Raw genomic sequence first — 18,237 nt, 5'->3', positions numbered from 1 at the left:
ACACCGAGGGCGACTTTCGTCGCCCCCGATCCTCTCATTCGCCGCGATGCAACTTGCTCATCAGCTCCGCCTCGGCCTGGGTCAGGCCGCAGCTCTGGGTCAGCTCCTCGACACTGGCCCCCATCCCCACCAGCTTGGCCGCCTGGGTGAAGGTCACGCTGCTGGGGTCGCGCTGCTCCAGTTGCTGGAGCCTGTCGGGCAAAGGCGCGACCACCGCACGCAGTTCATGGATGGCTTCGCCCATGCGCACGCTGCCGTTCTGGTAGTCGTCCAGGCGCTTGGCCAGGTCCTTGATGCGCTGGTCGCGCAGCGCATCGCCCTGGGCCTGCTGGGCGGCCAGCTCACGCTGGCGCTTGCTGTAGTTGAGGAAGAACCACAGGCTCAGCGCCCAGAGCAGCGCCAGGAAGATGACAGCAACCTCGAAGATCAACTCAGATGTTCTCCAGCTCGGACCACTCTTCCTCGGTCATCATCTTGTCGAGCTCGACCAGGATCAGCAGTTCGCCGTTCTTGTTGCACACGCCCTGGATGAACTTGGCCGATTCCTCGTTGCCAACGTTGGGCGCGGTCTCGATCTCCGACTGACGCAGGTAGACCACCTCGGCCACGCTGTCGACCAGGATGCCGACCACCTGCTTGTCTGCCTCGATGATCACGATGCGGGTGTTGTCGGTGACCTCGGTCGGCATCAGGCCGAAACGCTGGCGGGTGTCGATCACCGTGACCACGTTGCCACGCAGGTTGATGATGCCCAGCACGTAGCTCGGCGCGCCCGGCACCGGGGCGATCTCGGTGTAGCGCAGGACTTCCTGCACCTGCATGACGTTGATGCCATAGGACTCGTTGTCCAGGCGGAAGGTTACCCACTGCAGGATCGGATCTTCGGAACCTTGTGCAGACGACTTTTTCATTCCCCTACCCCTCAAAATCCGCCATCGGCGGTGTGCTCGGTATCGCCGCGGCAGTGGCGGCGTTCATTCATTGCGGTTTGGCATGCAACTGCTTGACGGCGCCGCTGGCGATCAGCTCGGCCAGTTCGGCGACGTCGAGCAAGGCGCACATGTGTTCGATCACCGTGCCGGCCAGCCACGGGCGCTGGCCACGCTGGCTGCGCCACTTGATCTCGGCCGGGTCCAGGCGCAGGGAGCGGCTGACCTGGTGCACGGCCAGACCCCATTCATAGCCCTGGACGGAAATCACGTACTGCAAGCCCTGACGGAAGTCTTCGCGATAGCGCTCGGGCATGACCCAGCGTGCGGTGTCCAGGACCTTGAGGTTGCCCGCCTGGCAACTGAGGATGCCGAGGAACCAGTCCGGCTGGCCGAACAACGGTGTCAGCTCCTGGCCGGCCAGGCTGTAGATCGAGCCCAGGCACACCAGCGGCACCGCCAGGGTCAGGCCGGCGACATCGAACAGCAGGCATTCGAACGGCTCCGCCGCCCAGGCTGGGCGGCCATCCACGGTGGCCGGCGGGCGTGGCGCCCCCGGCGCAGGCAGGTGCACATCGACCAGTGGCGCTACCGGCTCGGCAGCCGGGGCCTGGGGCACTATCGGAGGGCTGGCCGGGGCCATCGCCTCGGACATGACAACGCTGAGTACCGGCTGCGGGGCGGGCGCCGCCTGTTGTCGCTGGGCGTCACGGGCCTGTTCCTCGCGCACCGCCGCGGCGAACCCGTCGTCGGTGGCGGCCGGCTCGTCGACCGGTGCTGGTGCGGCCTCGACGGCCTCGAACGTTTCGGTGGCCTCCTGCAACAGGCCATCGAGATAGGACTGCAGGGCCAGTTGCGGCTTGCTGGTAATCGGCCGGGCTGGGTTCATCAGGCCACCTGCAACGCGGATGTGGAGGTCAGCAGGTGCTTGAGCAGCGCCCGGTAAGCAGTCACCCCACGGCTCTTGCCGTCGAACTGCGAGGGCGTGACGCCGGCCCGGCTGGCATCGCGCAGGCGCGTGTCGACTGGGATGTAACCCTGCCAGACCTGTTCGCCATAGCTGTCGCGCAGCACCTTGAGGGTGCCCAGGGAGGCCTGGGTGCGGCGGTCGAACAGGGTCGGCACGATCACGTACGGCAGCGCCTGGCGCCGCGAGCGGTTGACCATCGCCAGGGTCCCGACCATGCGCTCCAGGCCCTTGACCGCGAGGAACTCAGTCTGCACTGGGATCACCAGTTGCTGGCTGGCGGCCAGGGCATTGACCATCAGCACACCGAGCAGCGGTGGGCTGTCGATCAGGGCGAAGTCGAAATCCTGCCACAGCTGCGCCAGACTCTTGGCGATCACCAGGCCCAGCCCGCTCTGCCCTGGCGACTGGCGCTCCAGCACCGCCAAGGCAGTGCTCGAAGGCAGCAGGGAGATGCGTTGGTCGCTGGTGGGTAGCAGCAATTGCCCGGGCAGCCCCTCGGGTACCACGCCCTTGTGCAGGAACAGGTCGTAGCAGCTGTGCTCCAGGGCATCGGGATCGTGCCCGAAGTAGCTGGTCATCGAGCCGTGCGGGTCGAGGTCGACCACGACCACGCGCTTGCCCGCCTGGGCCAGCAGGCCGGCCAGGGCGATGGTGGTGGTGGTCTTGCCGACACCACCTTTTTGATTGGCTACTGCCCAGACTCTCATCGTGCGTCGCTTCCTCCCGGTGTGGCCGCCTGCCCTGCCGGGAACGGTGTGAAAAATCGGTGACGGGGAATTGACGGGATCAGCCCCCCGCCGTCGCTGCAGGCGTTGTTGGTGCACTTTGTGTGCCAGCCCGCCGCAAGGCCGCGTCCGGCGTGGCATTGGCGCTGCCGGAGCCGGTCAGGCTGCGGCGTACTTCGAGGTTGCGGGAAATCACCAGCACCACCCGGCGGTTGCGCGCCCGGCCCTCGGCGCTGTCGTTGCTCGCCACCGGCTGGTACTCGCCATAGCCCACCGAGGCCATGCGCGCCGGGTCGACCCCGTTCATCGCCAGCAGGCGCACGATGCTCGCCGCCCGCGCCGACGACAGCTCCCAGTTGGTCGGGTACTGGGCGGTGCGGATCGGCAGGTTGTCGGTGAAGCCCTCCACGTGCACCGGGTTGGCGAACGGCTTGAGGATCTTCGCCACCTTCTCGACGATCTCGAAGGCGACATCGCTGGGCATGGCATCGCCGCTGCCGAACAGCAGCGCCGAGTTGAGCTCGATCTCCACCCACAGCTCGTTACCGCGCACGGTCATCTGGTCGGACTTGATCAGATCGCCAAAGGCATCGCGGACATCCTCGGAGATACTCTGCAACGGATCGACGCTGCTCTGCGCCAGGCCCGCGTCGGTTTGCTCGCTGTCCTTGACCAGCGGCTCGGCCGGCCTGACGCTGAGCGGGCGCTCCTCGCCGATAGGGATCGGCTTCATGCTCCGCTCGGGGTCGTTGAACACCCCGAGCAGGGCCTGGGAGATCACCTTGTACTTGCCCTCGTTGATCGAGGAGATCGAATACATGACCACGAAGAAGGCGAACAGCAGGGTGATGAAGTCGGCGTACGACACCAACCAACGTTCGTGGTTCTCGTGTTCCTCGGTATGGCGACGGCGCGGCATGGCTTACTCCATGAAGCCTTGCAGCTTCAGCTCGATCGAGCGTGGGTTCTCCCCTTCGGCGATCGACAGCAGGCCTTCCAGGAGCATCTCCCGGTAGCGCGACTGGCGCAGGACGATGGCCTTGAGCTTGTTGGCGACCGGCAGCAGGATCAGGTTGGCGCTGGCCACGCCGTAGATGGTGGCGACGAACGCCACGGCGATGCCGTTGCCCAGTTGCGAAGGGTCGGCCAGGTTGCCCATCACGTGGATCAGGCCCATCACCGCACCGATGATACCGATGGTCGGCGCATAGCCGCCCATGCTCTCGAACACCTTGGCGGCCTGGATGTCGCGGCTCTCCTGGGTCAGGAAGTCGACCTCGAGGATGCTGCGGATGGACTCGGGCTCAGCGCCGTCGACCAGCAGTTGCAGGCCCTTGCGCGCATACGGGTCCGGCTCGGCATCGGCCACCCCCTCCAGGCCCAGCAGGCCTTCCTTGCGCGCGGTCAGGCTCCAGTTGACCACCCGGTCGATACCGCTGGCCAGGTCCACCCGCGGCGGAAAGAAGATCCAGCGAATGATCTGCAGGGAGCGCTTGAACGCCGACAGCGGCGACTGCAACAGCGCTGCCGCCAGGGTGCCGCCCAGCACGATCAGGGCCGCCGGGCCATTGACCAGCGCTCCGACGTGGCCGCCCTCGAGCAGGTTGCCGCCGACGATGGCGACGAAGGCGAGGATCAGGCCGATCAGGCTCAGGACATCCATCAGACGCAGGCCTCGACCAGGTGCTTGCCGATCTCGTCCAGGCTGTACACCGCATCGGCCAGGTTGGCCTTGACGATGGCCATGGGCATGCCATAGATCACGCAACTGGCTTCATCCTGGGCCCACACGGTGCTGCCGCCCTGCTTGAGCAGGCGCGCGCCCTCGCGCCCATCGGCGCCCATGCCGGTGAGCACCACCGAGAGCACCTTGTCGCCATAGGACTTGGCGGCCGAACCGAAGGTGATGTCCACGCACGGCTTGTAGTTCAGGCGCTCGTCCCCCGGCAGGATCTTCACCGTGCCACGGCCATCGATCATCATCTGCTTGCCACCAGGGGCCAGCAGGGCCAGGCCGGGGCGCAGCACGTCGCCATCCTCGGCTTCCTTGACGCTGATCCTGCACAGCTTGTCCAGGCGTTCGGCGAACGCCTTGGTGAAGGCCGCGGGCATGTGCTGGACCAGCACGATCGGCGCCGGGAAGCTGGCGGGCAGTTGGGTCAGCACCCGTTGCAGCGCCACCGGGCCGCCGGTGGAGGTGCCGATGGCCACCAGCTTGTAGGGCTTGCGCTTGGGCGCTGGCGCATGGGAAGCGGCTGCGGCGGCAGGACGGCTGGCCGGCGTCGGGGCAGCCGCGCGGGCCGGCGCAGGGCTTGCCGGGCTGCCGAGCGGCGCATGGCTGGTCGGTGCCACGGCGGCTGCCGGCGTGGCGAAGCCGCCGAAACGACGGTTGCTGCGCGACAGGGTGTGGACCTTCTCGCACAGCAGTTGCTTGACCTTCTCCGGGTTGCGCGAGATGTCCTCGAAGTTCTTCGGCAGGTAGTCCACCGCGCCGGCATCCAGGGCGTCGAGGGTGACGCGGGCGCCTTCGTGGGTCAGCGAGGAGAACATCAGTACCGGCGTCGGGCAGCGCTGCATGATGTGCCGCACGGCGGTGATGCCATCCATCATGGGCATCTCGTAGTCCATGGTGATGACATCGGGCTTGAGCGCCAGCGCCTGGTCGATCGCCTCCCTGCCATTGGTCGCGGTACCCACGACCTGGATCGTCGAGTCTGCCGAGAGAATTTCCGAGACACGGCGGCGGAAGAAACCGGAATCATCCACCACCAGGACCTTGACTGCCATAAACACTCCATTAGGCGGCGCAACCGCCAGGGCGCGCCGCCGAAATCAAATACGCCGGGCGGCGTAACGCTTGAGCATGCTCGGTACGTCGAGGATCAGCGCGATGCGACCGTCGCCGGTGATGGTGGCGCCGGACATGCCCGGGGTGCCCTGGAGCATCTTGCCCAGCGGCTTGATCACCACCTCCTCCTGGCCCACCAGTTGGTCGACCACGAAGCCGATGCGCTGGGTGCCGACCGAGAGAATCACCACATGCCCCTCGCGCTGCTCCTCGTGCACCTGGCCCTGGACCAGCCAGCGCTTGAGGTAGAACAGCGGCAGCGCCTTGTCGCGGACGATCACCACCTCCTGGCCGTCGACCACGTTGGTGCGCGACAGGTCCAGGTGGAAGATCTCGTTGACGTTGACCAGCGGGAAGGCGAACGCCTGGTTGCCCAGCATCACCATCAAAGTCGGCATGATCGCCAGGGTCAGCGGCACCTTGATGACGATCTTCGAGCCCTGACCCTTGGCCGAGAAGATGTTGATCGAGCCGTTGAGCTGGGAAATCTTGGTCTTCACCACATCCATGCCCACACCACGGCCGGAGACGTCGGAAATCTCGGTCTTGGTCGAAAAGCCCGGGGCGAAGATCAGGTTGTAGCAGTCCGACTCGCTCAGGCGCTCGGCGGCGTCCCTGTCCATCAGGCCCTTCTCCACGGCCTTGGCACGCAGGACGTTGGGGTCCATGCCCTTGCCGTCGTCGGAGATCGACAACAGGATGTGGTCGCCCTCCTGCTCGGCCGACAGCACCACCCGGCCGGTGCGCGCCTTGCCGGCGGCCTCGCGTTCGTCGGGCATCTCCACGCCATGGTCGACGGCGTTGCGCACCAGGTGCACCAGCGGGTCGGCCAGGGCTTCGACGAGGTTCTTGTCCAGGTCGGTCTCTTCGCCGACCAGCTCCAGGTTGATCTCCTTCTTGAGCTGGCGGGCCAGGTCGCGAACCAGGCGCGGGAAGCGGCCGAAGACCTTCTTGATCGGCTGCATGCGGGTCTTCATGACCGCGGTCTGCAGGTCGGCGGTGACCACGTCGAGGTTGGACACGGCCTTGGACATGGCCTCGTCACCGCTGTTCAGGCCCAAGCGGACCAGGCGGTTACGCACCAGCACCAGCTCGCCGACCATGTTCATGATCTCGTCCAGGCGGGCGGTATCGACCCGCACGGTGGTTTCCGCCTCGCTGACCGCGTGCTTGTCGGCAGCCGGCGCCGGGGCACGGGCCGGGGCCGCAGGCTTGTTGGCAGCAGGCGCGGCGGCGGCAGGCTTGACGGCGGCAGGCTTGACGGCCGGTGCCGGCTTGGCAGCGGGCTTGCTTTCGGCCTTGGGCGCACTGGTCGCCGGCGCAGCCGCCACGGCGGCAGGTGCCTCGCCAGCCACTGCGTCGCTGGAGAATTTGCCCTTGCCATGCAACTGGTCGAGCAACGCTTCGAATTCGTGCTCGGAAATGTGCTCGCCGTCGCCCGCCGCCGGGGCAGCGCTGGCCACGGGCGCAGCGGCGCCAGGCAGCGCATCGGCGGCGAAGGTGCCCTTGCCGTGCAACTGGTCGAGCAACGCCTCGAACTCGGCGTCGGTGATCTCGTCGCCCGCCGGTGCCGCGGCAGAGTCCTGCGGCGCAGTGGCGACGGCTTCCGGGGAGAACTGCCCCTTGCCGTGCAACTGGTCCAGCAGCGACTCGAACTCGGCATCGGTGATCTCGTCGCCTTCGCCGCCGACCGCCTCGCCCTGCCTCTGCTCGGCAGCCTCGGCCTGGGCCTTGACCGCGTCGAGGGAGTCGAGCAGTTGTTCGAATTCGCTATCGGTGATGTCCGCCTCGGCAGCCGGCGCTTCGGCGACCGCTGCCGGCGCCTGCTCAGGGGCCGGCGCCTCGGCCTCGGCTGCGGCAGGCTCTGCCAGGCGCGACAGGGCCGCCAGCAGCTCGGGCGTGGCCGGGGTGACGTCGCTGCGCTCGCGCACCTGGCCGAACATGCCATTGACCGTGTCCAGCGCCTCGAGGACCACGTCCATCAGCTCTGCGTCGACCCGGCGCTCCCCTTTGCGCAAGACGTCGAACACGTTCTCGGCGATATGGCAGCACTCCACCAGCTCGTTGAGCTGGAGGAAGCCGGCGCCCCCTTTAACAGTGTGAAAACCGCGAAAGATCGCATTGAGCAGGTCCGCGTCGTCGGGCCGGCTTTCCAGCTCGACCAGTTGCTCGGACAGTTGCTCGAGAATTTCGCCGGCTTCTACCAGGAAATCCTGGAGGATTTCTTCATCGGCGCCGAAGCTCATTGAACGTGCTCCCTAAAAACCCAGGCTGGACAGCAGATCGTCGACATCGTCCTGACCGGACACGACGTCTTCACGCTTATCGGCATGAATCTGCGGACCTTCACCCCGGGCCGGATGTTTTTCTTGATCTTTTTCAGCGCGCAGCTGCTGGTGGTCATGTTCGATACCGGCAAAACGGTCGACCTGGCTTGCCATCAGCACGAGCTTGAGCAGATTGCTTTCGACTTCGGTGACCAACGCGGTCACGCGCTTGATCACCTGGCCGGTCAGGTCTTGATAGTCCTGGGCCAGGAGAATGTCGTTGAGATGGCCTGCGACCTTGCGGTTACCCTCGACGCTGTGCGTCAGGAAACTGTCGACGCGCTTGACCAGCTCGCGAAACTCCGGCGCGGCGACCTCGCGGCGCATGAAGCGCTGCCAGTCGGCACTCAGGTTCTGGGCTTCGGCGGCCAGGTCGTTGAGCACCGGGGTGCCCGCTTCCACCAGGTCCATGGTGCGGTTGGCGGCGCCCTCGGTGAGCTTGACCACATAGGCCAGGCGCTCGGTGGCGTCGGTGATCTGCGACATTTCCTCGGCCTGCGGCATGCGCGGGTCGATCTGGAAACTGACGATCGCGCTGTGCAACTCGCGGGTGAGCTTGCCGACTTCCTGGTACAGGCCGCGGTCGCGGGTCTGGTTCAGTTGGTGGATCAACTGCACCGCCTCGCCGAACCGGCCGTGCTCAAGGCTCTCGACCAGTTCCTGGGCATGTTTCTTCAGGGTCGATTCGAACTCACCCAGCGACGTGTTTTTCTGCTCCATGGCGCCCCCTGACGTGACTCAACCGTTGACGCGTTCGAAGATCTTCTCGATCTTCTCCTTGAGCACCTGGGCGGTAAAAGGCTTGACCACATAGCCGTTGACCCCGGCCTGGGCCGCTTCGATGATCTGGTCGCGCTTGGCCTCGGCAGTCACCATCAGCACCGGCATGTGTTTGAGGCGGTCATGGGCGCGGACCTTGCGCAGCAGGTCGATGCCGGACATGCCGGGCATGTTCCAGTCGGTCACCAGGAAATCGTAATGGCCGTTTTCCAGCATCGGCAGCGCCGTGGTGCCGTCGTCGGCCTCGTCGGTGTTGGTGAAGCCCAGGTCACGCAACAGGTTCTTGATGATCCGCCGCATCGTCGAAAAGTCGTCAACGATGAGGATTTTCATGTCTTTGTTCAATTAGACCTCCAAGCAGTCCTAGACGCGCTCGGCCCCGAGCACGCATTCAATCAATTGGGCATCATTTACAACGACTGCGGCGAACCTGGCTTCAGCGCGCCCGCCATTCCCCCAGGCGGCTGCGCAGGCGCGCCGCGCACTGGCTGTGCAACTGGCTGACACGCGACTCGCTGACCCCCAGTACCTCACCGATCTCCTTGAGGTTCAGCTCTTCGTCGTAGTACAGCGCCAGCACCAGGCGCTCACGCTCCGGCAGGTTGGCGATCGCATCGGCCAGCGCGGCCTGGAAGCGCTCGTCCTCCAGGTCGCGCGAGGGCTCCTGCTGGCCACTGGCGCCATCCTCGTGCAGCCCCTCGTGCTCGCCGTCCTGCAACAGGTCGTCGAAGCTGAACAGGCGGCTGCCCAAGGTATCGTTCAGGATCCCGTAGTAATCATCGAGACTCAATTGGAGTTCGGCAGCAACTTCATGATCTTTAGCGTCACGGCCGGTACGCGCCTCGACGGCACGTATCGCGTCACTGACCATACGGGTGTTGCGGTGCACCGAGCGCGGCGCCCAGTCGCCCTTGCGGACCTCGTCGAGCATGGCGCCACGGATGCGGATACCGGCGTAGGTCTCGAAGCTGGCGCCCTTGCTGGCATCGTACTTGTTGGCCACTTCCAGCAGGCCGATCATGCCGGACTGGATCAGGTCCTCGACCTGCACGCTGGCCGGCAGGCGCGCCAGCAGGTGATAGGCGATGCGCTTGACCAGCGGGGCGTAGCGTTCGACCAGTTCGTACTGGGCATCGCGCGACGCCTTGCTGTACATCTTGAAACCGCTCGCGTTCATAGCACCGGCCCTGCGCTGGTGGGCTGCACCAGGCGCTCGACGAAAAACTCCAGGTGCCCGCGCGGGTTGGCCGGCAACGGCCAGCTGTCGACCTTCTGCGCGATGGCCTTGAACGCCAGCGCACACTTGGACCGCGGGAAAGCCTCGTAGACCGCCCGCTGCTTCTGCACCGCCTTGCGCACGCATTCGTCGTAGGGCACGGCGCCGACATACTGCAGCGCGACATCGAGGAAACGATCGGTGACCTTGGTCAACTTGGCGAACAGGTTGCGGCCCTCCTGCGGGCTCTGCGCCATGTTGGCCAGCACGCGAAAACGGTTCATGCCGTAGTCGCGGTTGAGCAGCTTGATCAGGGCGTAGGCGTCGGTGATCGAGGTCGGCTCGTCGCACACCACCAGCAGCACTTCCTGGGCCGCGCGGACGAAGCTGACCACCGAGTCGCCGATGCCGGCGGCGGTGTCGATCACCAGCACGTCGAGGTTGTCGCCGATCTCGCTGAACGCCTGGATCAGGCCGGCATGCTGGGCAGGCGCCAGGTGCACCATGCTCTGGGTGCCAGAGGCGGCCGGGACGATGCGCACGCCACCGGGCCCCTGCAACAGCACGTCGCGCAGTTCGCAGCGGCCTTCGATGACATCGGCCAGGGTGTGCTTGGGCGTGAGGCCCAGCAGGACGTCGACGTTCGCCAGGCCCAGGTCGGCGTCCAGCAGCATGACCCGCCGGCCCAGCTCGGCCAGTGCCAGGGACAGGTTCACTGAAACGTTAGTCTTGCCGACGCCACCTTTGCCACCGGTTACGGCGATCACCTGTACGGGATGCATGCTACCCATGTTCGTTCTTTACCTTGTCTCGCTTGGACCCAGGCCACATGAGGGGCTGAACTCGACCCCCTGATGTAGGTACTTTGCGCTGCACATTCATCAACCCGCGCGCTTGCCAGGGTTGTGATAGAGATCAGCGAACATGTCGGCCATCGCCTCTTCGCTGGGCTCGTCCTGCATTTGCACACTGACTGCGCGGCTGACCAACTGGTGCTTGCGCGGCAGGTGCAGGTCGTCGGGAATGCGCGGCCCATCGGTAAGATAGGCCACCGGCAATTCATGACTGATGGCCAGGCTCAGCACTTCACCGAGGCTGGCCGTTTCATCGAGCTTGGTCAGGATACATCCGGCCAGGCCACAGCGCTTGTAGCTGTGGTAGGCGGCGGTCAGCACCTGCTTCTGGCTGGTGGTTGCCAGCACCAGGTAATTCTTGGCGGCAATGCCGCGCCCGGCAAGGGTTTCCAGTTGCATGCGCAGGGCCGGGTCGCTGGCTTGCAGGCCAGCGGTATCGATCAGCACCACGCGCTTGCGCAGCAACGGCTCCAGCGCCTGGGCCAAGGACTGGCCCGGATCGACGTAGGTCACCGGTACGTTGAGGATGCGCCCCAGTGTCTTGAGCTGCTCCTGGGCACCGATACGGAAGCTGTCCATGCTCACCAGCGCCAGGTTATGCGCGCCGTACTTGAGCACGTAGCGCGCCGCCAGCTTGGCCAGGGTGGTGGTCTTGCCCATGCCGGCCGGGCCGACCATGGCGATCACCCCGCCCTCCTCGATCGGCTCCACCTCTGGAACCTCGATCATCCGCGCCAGGTGCGCCAGGACCATGCGCCAGGCATGCCGTGGTTCGCCGATCTCGGCGGTCAGGTCGAGCAGTTCGCGGGCGATCGGGCCGGACAGGCCGATGCGCTGCAGGCGGCGCCAGAGGTTGGCCTGCTGCGGCTTGCTGCCCTGCAACTGGCTCCAGGCCAGGGAGCCGAGCTGCACTTCGAGCAGCTCGCGCAGCCCCGACAGCTCCGAGCGCATGGCATCGAACAGACGCGGGTCGACGGCAGCCGGAGCCTGCGCGGCGGCAGGCGGCGGCAGGTCGACATGGGGCTCGACCAACGGCTCCGAGGCGGTCAGCGGCAGGCCGGCGAACAATTGGCGGTTGCCTTCGTCGGTGTCGTTGCGGCTGCCCAGCTCGGCCTGGGCGGTGGCGATGCGCGACTGGGTCTTGCGCAGTTCGTCCTCGAGCTCGGCATTGGGCACACGTGGGGCCAGGGCGGACAGCTTGTAGTCCAGCGCGGCCGTCAACTCGACACCGCCGGCGATGCGCCGGTTGCCGATGATGGCGGCATCGGCGCCCAGCTCATCGCGAACCAGCTTCATGGCCTGGCGCATATCGGCGGCGAAAAAACGCTTAACTTGCATAACCCACTACCTCAGCCATTGGGGCCCACGGTGGCAACGATGGTGACTTGCTTGTTGTCAGGTATTTCCTGATACGCCAGAACATGCAAATTCGGTACAGCCAGGCGGCCGAATCGCGACAGCATCGCGCGGATCGGGCCCGCTACCAGCAGGATAGCCGGATGACCCTGCATTTCCTGGCGCTGGGCCGCCTCGATCAACGAACGTTGCAGCTTCTCGGCCATGCTCGGCTCCAGGAGAACACCGTCTTCCTGGCCTTGCCCGGCCCTTTGCAGACTATTGAGCAAAATCTGTTCCAACCTGGGCTCCAGGGTGATCACAGGCAGCTCGGACTCAGTGCCGACAATGCTTTGCACGATAGCGCGACACAATCCGACGCGCACCGCCGCCACCAGCGCGGCGGTATCTTGACTCTTGCCCGCATTGTTGGCGATCGCCTCGGCAATGCTGCGGATATCGCGCACCGGTACCTGCTCGGCGAGCAGGGCCTGCAAGACCTTGAGCAACCCCGACAAGGAAATGACGCCCGGCACCAGCTCCTCGGCCAGCTTGGGCGATGCCTTGGACAGGACCTGCAGCAACTGCTGGACCTCTTCGTGGCCGATCAGTTCGTGGCAGTGCTTCTGCAGGATCTGGTTGAGGTGGGTGGCGACCACGGTGCTGGCGTCCACCACGGTGTAGCCCAGCGACTGGGCCTGGGCGCGCTGGCCGACATCGATCCACACCGCCTCCAGGCCAAAGGCCGGGTCGCGCGCGGCGATGCCGTTGAGCGTACCGAAGACCTGGCCGGGGTTGATCGCCAGTTCCCGGTCTGGGTAGATCTCCGCCTCGGCCAGGATCACCCCCATCAGGGTCAGGCGGTAGGCGCTGGGCTGCAGGTCGAGGTTGTCGCGGATGTGCACGGTAGGCATGAGAAAGCCCAGGTCCTGGGACAGCTTCTTGCGCACCCCCTTGATCCGCGCCAGCAACTGGCCACCCTGGTTGCGGTCGACCAGCGGGATCAGGCGGTAGCCGACCTCCAGGCCGATCATGTCGATCGGTGTCACGTCGTCCCAGCCCAGTTCCTTGGTTTCCAGGGCACGCTGGGGCGATGGCAGCAGATCCTGCTGGCGCTGCGCCTCTTCCTGGGCCTTGACCTTGGCCTGTTGCTGCTTGCGCCAGACCAGGTAGGCTGCGCCCGCAGCCAGCCCGCCCAGGCCGAGGAAGGCAACGTGGGGCATGCCCGGGACCAGGCCGATGACGATCATCAGCGCGGCGGACACCGCCAGGGCCTTGGGCGAATCGAACATCTGCCGGTTGATCAGCTTGCCCATGTCCTCGGAGCTGGAGGCCCGGGTGACCATGATCGCCGCGGCGGTGGAGAGCAGCAGCGACGGCAACTGCGCCACCAATCCGTCACCGATGGTCAGCAGCGCGTAGACCTTGCCCGCCTCGCCGAACGGCATGCCGTGCTGCAGCATGCCGATCAGCATGCCGCCGATCAGGTTGATGAACAGGATCAGCAGGCCGGCGATGGCATCGCCCCGCACGAACTTGCTGGCACCGTCCATCGAGCCGTAGAACTCGGCCTCCTGGGCCACCTCGGCACGGCGCGCCTTGGCCTGGGCCTGGTCGATCAATCCCGCGTTGAGGTCGGCGTCGATGGCCATCTGCTTGCCGGGCATGGCGTCCAGGGTGAAACGCGCGCTCACCTCGGAGATACGCCCGGCCCCCTTGGTCACCACCACGAAGTTGATGATCATGAGGATGGCGAAGACCACCGCGCCGACCACGTAGTTGCCGCCGATCACCACTTCGCCGAAGGCCTGGATCACCTTGCCCGCGGCCTCGTGCCCCTCATGGCCGTGGAGCATCACCACACGGGTCGAGGCGACGTTCAGCGCCAGGCGCAGCAGCGTGGCCACCAGCAGGATGGTGGGAAAGGCGGCGAAGTCCAGCGGGCGCAAGGCATACACGCAGACCAGCAGGACCACGATCGACAGGGCGATGTTGAAGGTGAAGAACACATCGAGCAGGAACGGCGGGATCGGCAACATCATCATTGCCATCATCACCAGCAACAGCAGCGGCACGCCGAGGTTGCCCCGACCGAGGCCGGCCAGGTTGTGTCGGGCGCTGTTGATTAACTGAGTGCGATCCACCGCGAGTCCTCTTCAAGCAAAAACTTTGACGCCTGGAGGGCGCCTCGCGCTGCCTTTGCAAGAAACCTTCCAACTCTTCTAGCGGCAAGCTAATCGCGGCGGCCCATTGAGCGTCGACGGACTCGCATCAGGCGGGGCGCACAGACTGCTTTTTCTTGCGGCTTGTAGCTTGCAGCTCTCAAGAGTCCCGACGCAAATCCGGCGGAATCGGCAAGTCTGGCTTGAGCGGTTCTGGCGCCTTGCCCTTGCCCGCCCGGTACTGGCGGATCTGGAAGACGTAGGCCAGTACCTGGGCCACCGCCAGGTACAGCCCCGCCGGGATTTCCTGCTCGAGCTCCGTGGAGTAGTAGATCGCTCGCGCCAAGGCCGGCGATTCGAGGATCTGCACCTTGTGCTCCATGCCGATCTCGCGGATCTTCAGGGCGATGAAGTCAGTACCCTTGGCCAGCAGCAACGGCGCCGTACCGCCCTTCTCGGGGTCGTACTTGAGCGCCACAGCGTAATGGGTCGGGTTGGTGATGATCACGTCGGCCTCCGGCACCGCGGCCATCATGCGCCGCTGCGACACTTCGCGCTGCAACTGGCGGATGCGCTGCTTGACCTCCGGCTTGCCCTCGGTGTCCTTGTACTCGTCGCGCACCTCCTGCTTGGTCATCTTCAGCTTCTTGTGCGCCTGCCAGAGCTGGAAGGGCACGTCCACCGCCGCGATCAACAGCAGCCCCGCAGCCATCCACAAGGCGCTCCAGCCCACCACCTGGACACTGTGGATGATCGCCTGCTCCAGCGGCTCGTTGGCGATCGCCAGCAGCGCCTGGCGGTCGTTGGCCAGCACCACCAGCGCCACCACGAGGATCACGAAGAACTTGGCGATGGCCTTGAGCAGCTCGGTCAAGGCGTTCAAGGAGAACATGCGCTTGATCCCCGACAATGGGTTCATGCGGCTGAACTTCGGTTGCAGCAGGCTTCCGGAGAACAGGAAGCCGCCCAGGGCGATGGGGGCGATGAAGGCGATCACGAACAGCAGGATCAGCACCGGCTGCACCGCCCACAACGCCATCTTGCCCGAGGCGAGCAAAAAGGCGCCCATGGCCCGCTCGTCCACCAGCACCTCACGCGGCAGGTTGAAGTTCAGGCGCATCAACTCCATCAGGGTCTCGCCCAGGTAGCCACCGAACGCCAGCAGGCCGCCAGCGCCGGCCAGGGTCACCGCCACCGTGTTGAGCTCCTTGGAGCGGGCGATCTCGCCTTTCTCGCGCGCGTCGCGCTTGCGCTTGTCGGTGGGCTCTTCTGTCTTGTCCTGACCGCTTTCGCTCTCTGCCATGCTCAGCGCGCCCGTGCCAGTTCACGCAGCCATTGCAGCGCTTCGCTGGCCAATGCCTGGTAGTGGGAAAGGATGTCGGCCAGCCCGACCCAGAAGATGCCCATGCCCAGCACCAGGGTCAGCGGGAAGCCGATGGAGAAGATATTCAGCTGCGGCGCGGCACGGGTCATCACGCCGAAGGCGATGTTGACCACCAGCAATGCGGCGATCGCTGGCAGGATCAACAGCAGCCCGGCGCCGAGCACCCAGCTCAGGCGCCCGGCCATTTCCCAGAAGTGGCCGACCACCAGGGCGTTGCCCACCGGCAAGGTGGTGAAACTTTCGGTCAGCACCTCGAACACCACCAGGTGGCCGTTCATCACCAGGAACAGGATGCTCACCAGCATGGTCATGAACTGGCTGACCACCGCCACGTTGACGCCGTTGGCCGGGTCGACCATGGAGGCGAAGGCCATGCCCATCTGCACGGCGATGATCTGCCCAGCCACCACGAAGGCCTGGAACAGCATCTGCAACGACAGGCCGAACAGCACGCCGACGATGATCTGCTCACCGCACAGCAGCACCCCGCGCAGGCTCAACGGGTCGATCTCAGGCAACGGTGGCAGGCCCGGCACGATCACCACGGTGATGGCCAGGGCGGCGTACAGCCGGATGCGCGCCGGCAGCATGCGCGTACCGAAGATCGGCATGGTCATCAGCAGCGCGGTCACCCTGAACAGCGGCAGGATGAAGGTGGCGACCCAGGTGCCGATCTGCGTGTCGGTCAGCTCCAGCATGGCCGTTTCAACCGATCAACTGGGGAATGCTGGTGTACAGGCCGATGAAATACTCCATGAACTTCTGCACCAGCCAGGGCCCGGCGAGGATCAGGGTCACCAGCATCACCAGCAGGCGCGGCAGGAAGCTCAGGGTCTGTTCGTTGATCTGCGTGGCGGCCTGGAACATGGCCACCACCAGCCCCACCAGCAGGCTCGGCACCACCAGGATTGCGACCATCAGGGTGGTCAGCCACAAGGCATCGCGGAACAGGTCTACGGCGACTTCAGGTGTCATGCAAGGCTCTCCTTGATGGCGTCAGACGCCACCGAAACTGCCGGCCAGGGTACCCATGATCAGCGCCCAGCCATCGACCAGGACGAACAGCATGATCTTGAACGGCAGCGAGATGATCAGCGGCGACAGCATCATCATGCCCATGGCCATCAGCACGCTGGCGACCACCATGTCGATGATCAGGAACGGGATGAAGATCATGAAGCCGATCTGGAACGCGGTCTTGAGCTCCGAGGTGACGAAGGCCGGGACCAGGATGGTCAGCGGCGTCTGCTCGGCGCTGGCGATGTCGGTGCGCTTGGACAGGCGCACGAACAGGTCCAGGTCGTTCTGCCGGGTCTGCGCCAGCATGAAGTCTTTCAACGGCCCCTGGGCCTTGTCGATGGCCTGCTGGGCGGTCAGTTGCTCGTTCAGGTAGGGCTGGATGGCATCCTGGTTCACCCGGTCGAACACCGGCGCCATGATGAACAGGGTCAGGAACAGCGCCATGCCGGTGAGCACCTGGTTCGACGGCGTCTGCTGCAGGCCCAGGGCCTGGCGCAGGATGGAGAAGACAATGATGATGCGGGTGAAGCTGGTCATCAGGATGACGAACGCCGGGATGAAGCTCAGCGCCGTCATGATCAGCAGGATCTGCAGGCTGACCGAGTATTCCTGCTGCCCGTCCGGACCGCTGGACAGGGTGATGGCCGGCACCGACAACGGGTCGGCGGCCAGGACCGACGGCGCGGCCAGTAGCAGCGCGATTGGCAGCAAGGTGCTCAACAGGGTGCGCAGGGCGCCACTCATCACTTCTTGTCCTTCTGATCCTTGCCCATCAGCTCCAACAGCCGCTGGGCGAATTCCGGCGTGGCCGGGCGGGCGCCAGCCGGCACCTCCACGGGCTCGGCCAGCACGTGCAACGCCTCGATGCTGCCAGGGGTATGGCCGATGAGGATCTGCTCCTTGCCCACCTGCACCAGCAACAACCTGTCGCGCGGGCCGATGGCCCGGCTGCCGACGATCTCGATCACTTGCGCGCCACGCGGCGCGGCGCCCTGCAAGCGGCGCAGCAGCCAGGCCAGGAAGAAGATCAGGCCGACCACCAGCAGCAGGCCCAGGACCATCTGCGCCAGTTGCCCGCCCAGGCTGCCCGGGGTGGCAGGCGCCGGCGCTACCGGCTGGGCGGCGGCGATCACCGCCTCGCTGGCCAACAGCGCGCCAAGGGCCATCGCGGCCCGAATCCGGCCTTTCACTCAGCGCAGCTTCTTGATGCGTTCGCTGGGGCTGATCACGTCAGTCAGGCGGATGCCGAACTTCTCGTTGACCACCACCACCTCGCCATGGGCGATCAGGGTGCCGTTGACCAGTACGTCCAGTGGCTCGCCGGCCAGGCGGTCGAGCTCGATCACCGAGCCCTGGTTGAGCTGCAGCAGGTTGCGGATGCTGATCTCGGTGCTGCCCACTTCCATGGAGATGTTCACCGGGATGTCCAGGATCACGTCCAGGTTCGGGCCTTCGAGGCTGACGTTTTCGTTCGGCTTGGGCGAGCTAGGGAACTCTTCCATCGGCAGGCGGCCGGTGCCGGCGGACGGCTTGCCAGCATCGGCGGCCAGCAGCGCGTCGATATCGGCCTGGCCGGCATCGCCGGTTTCTTGCAGGGCTGCGGCCCACTCGTCGGCCAGGGCCTGATCCTCCGGGGAGGTGATTTCGTTTTCGTTAGCCATAGTGTCCTCGACTGGCATTCGATTCG

20 protein-coding genes are annotated in these 18,237 nt (G+C 65.5%); all 20 read right to left on the bottom strand.

What is annotated here, in order from left to right; all coding sequences use genetic code 11:
• Window positions 1–34: 34 nt before the first annotated feature.
• The gene (locus WCE05_RS17730; RefSeq protein WP_225789277.1) at window positions 35–430 is read right to left on the bottom strand and encodes a DUF2802 domain-containing protein; all 396 of its coding nucleotides are present in this window, start codon (window positions 428–430) and stop codon (window positions 35–37) included.
• Between the two features lies 1 nt (window position 431).
• On the bottom strand, window positions 432–911 hold the full coding sequence (locus tag WCE05_RS17725) for a chemotaxis protein CheW (protein WP_003254393.1): 480 nt from the start codon (window positions 909–911) through the stop codon (window positions 432–434).
• 67 nt (window positions 912–978) lie between these two features.
• Window positions 979–1,818 carry a CheW domain-containing protein gene (locus tag WCE05_RS17720; RefSeq protein WP_225789278.1) on the bottom strand — a complete coding sequence of 280 codons (840 nt, stop codon included), beginning with the start codon at window positions 1,816–1,818 and terminating at the stop codon, window positions 979–981.
• Window positions 1,818–2,606, bottom strand: a complete 789-nt coding sequence (locus tag WCE05_RS17715; protein ID WP_225789279.1) for a ParA family protein — start codon at window positions 2,604–2,606, stop codon at window positions 1,818–1,820. The genes WCE05_RS17720 and WCE05_RS17715 overlap by 1 nt, the downstream gene beginning before the upstream one ends.
• 79 nt (window positions 2,607–2,685) lie before the next feature.
• Complete coding sequence (motD, locus tag WCE05_RS17710; protein ID WP_225789280.1) at window positions 2,686–3,543, bottom strand: flagellar motor protein MotD; 858 nt, start codon at window positions 3,541–3,543, stop codon at window positions 2,686–2,688.
• Between the two features lie 3 nt (window positions 3,544–3,546).
• Window positions 3,547–4,287, bottom strand: coding sequence for a flagellar motor protein (locus WCE05_RS17705; protein WP_225789281.1), 741 nt, complete (start codon window positions 4,285–4,287; stop codon window positions 3,547–3,549).
• A complete protein-coding gene (locus WCE05_RS17700; RefSeq protein ID WP_368816239.1) occupies window positions 4,287–5,411 on the bottom strand; it encodes a chemotaxis response regulator protein-glutamate methylesterase in 1,125 nt (374 codons plus the stop codon). Before WCE05_RS17700 ends, WCE05_RS17705 begins: the two co-directional genes overlap by 1 nt.
• Window positions 5,412–5,456: 45 nt before the next feature.
• Window positions 5,457–7,718, bottom strand: a complete 2,262-nt coding sequence (locus tag WCE05_RS17695) for a chemotaxis protein CheA (RefSeq protein WP_368816238.1) — start codon at window positions 7,716–7,718, stop codon at window positions 5,457–5,459.
• Between the two features lie 12 nt (window positions 7,719–7,730).
• The gene (locus WCE05_RS17690; protein ID WP_225789284.1) at window positions 7,731–8,519 is read right to left on the bottom strand and encodes a protein phosphatase CheZ; all 789 of its coding nucleotides are present in this window, start codon (window positions 8,517–8,519) and stop codon (window positions 7,731–7,733) included.
• Between the two features lie 18 nt (window positions 8,520–8,537).
• Window positions 8,538–8,912 (bottom strand): chemotaxis response regulator CheY, encoded by a 375-nt coding sequence (locus tag WCE05_RS17685; protein WP_225789285.1) that lies wholly within the window; start codon window positions 8,910–8,912, stop codon window positions 8,538–8,540.
• A 103-nt stretch (window positions 8,913–9,015) separates the two neighbouring features.
• On the bottom strand, window positions 9,016–9,756 hold the full coding sequence (fliA, locus tag WCE05_RS17680) for an RNA polymerase sigma factor FliA (protein WP_368816237.1): 741 nt from the start codon (window positions 9,754–9,756) through the stop codon (window positions 9,016–9,018).
• Complete coding sequence (gene fleN, locus WCE05_RS17675; protein WP_011534890.1) at window positions 9,753–10,586, bottom strand: flagellar synthesis regulator FleN; 834 nt, start codon at window positions 10,584–10,586, stop codon at window positions 9,753–9,755. Before fleN ends, fliA begins: the two co-directional genes overlap by 4 nt.
• A 90-nt stretch (window positions 10,587–10,676) precedes the next feature.
• A complete protein-coding gene (gene flhF, locus WCE05_RS17670; RefSeq protein ID WP_225789287.1) occupies window positions 10,677–11,987 on the bottom strand; it encodes a flagellar biosynthesis protein FlhF in 1,311 nt (436 codons plus the stop codon).
• 11 nt (window positions 11,988–11,998) lie between these two features.
• On the bottom strand, window positions 11,999–14,128 hold the full coding sequence (gene flhA, locus WCE05_RS17665; protein WP_225789288.1) for a flagellar biosynthesis protein FlhA: 2,130 nt from the start codon (window positions 14,126–14,128) through the stop codon (window positions 11,999–12,001).
• A 178-nt stretch (window positions 14,129–14,306) separates the two neighbouring features.
• Window positions 14,307–15,449, bottom strand: coding sequence for a flagellar biosynthesis protein FlhB (gene flhB / locus WCE05_RS17660; RefSeq protein WP_225789289.1), 1,143 nt, complete (start codon window positions 15,447–15,449; stop codon window positions 14,307–14,309).
• A gap of 2 nt (window positions 15,450–15,451) precedes the next feature.
• Window positions 15,452–16,228 (bottom strand): flagellar biosynthetic protein FliR, encoded by a 777-nt coding sequence (gene fliR / locus WCE05_RS17655; protein WP_225789290.1) that lies wholly within the window; start codon window positions 16,226–16,228, stop codon window positions 15,452–15,454.
• Window positions 16,229–16,235: 7 nt separating this feature from the next.
• On the bottom strand, window positions 16,236–16,505 hold the full coding sequence (fliQ, locus tag WCE05_RS17650) for a flagellar biosynthesis protein FliQ (RefSeq protein WP_368816236.1): 270 nt from the start codon (window positions 16,503–16,505) through the stop codon (window positions 16,236–16,238).
• Between the two features lie 21 nt (window positions 16,506–16,526).
• Window positions 16,527–17,294: a flagellar type III secretion system pore protein FliP gene (gene fliP / locus WCE05_RS17645; RefSeq protein ID WP_225789292.1), complete on the bottom strand. Its 768-nt coding sequence runs from the start codon at window positions 17,292–17,294 to the stop codon at window positions 16,527–16,529.
• Entirely contained in the window at window positions 17,294–17,740 is a 447-nt protein-coding gene (gene fliO, locus WCE05_RS17640) for a flagellar biosynthetic protein FliO (protein WP_225789293.1), read from the bottom strand. Before fliO ends, fliP begins: the two co-directional genes overlap by 1 nt.
• Entirely contained in the window at window positions 17,741–18,211 is a 471-nt protein-coding gene (gene fliN / locus WCE05_RS17635) for a flagellar motor switch protein FliN (RefSeq protein ID WP_225789294.1), read from the bottom strand. It abuts the gene before it with no gap.
• Window positions 18,212–18,237 lie beyond the last annotated feature (26 nt).

This window comes from Pseudomonas sp. I2, assembly GCF_040984075.1.
In the GTDB taxonomy this organism is placed as follows: Bacteria; Pseudomonadota; Gammaproteobacteria; order Pseudomonadales; family Pseudomonadaceae; genus Aquipseudomonas; species Aquipseudomonas guariconensis_B.
The sequence above is the reverse complement of the archived record's forward strand: the minus strand, read 5'-3'. Positions and strand labels throughout refer to the sequence as shown.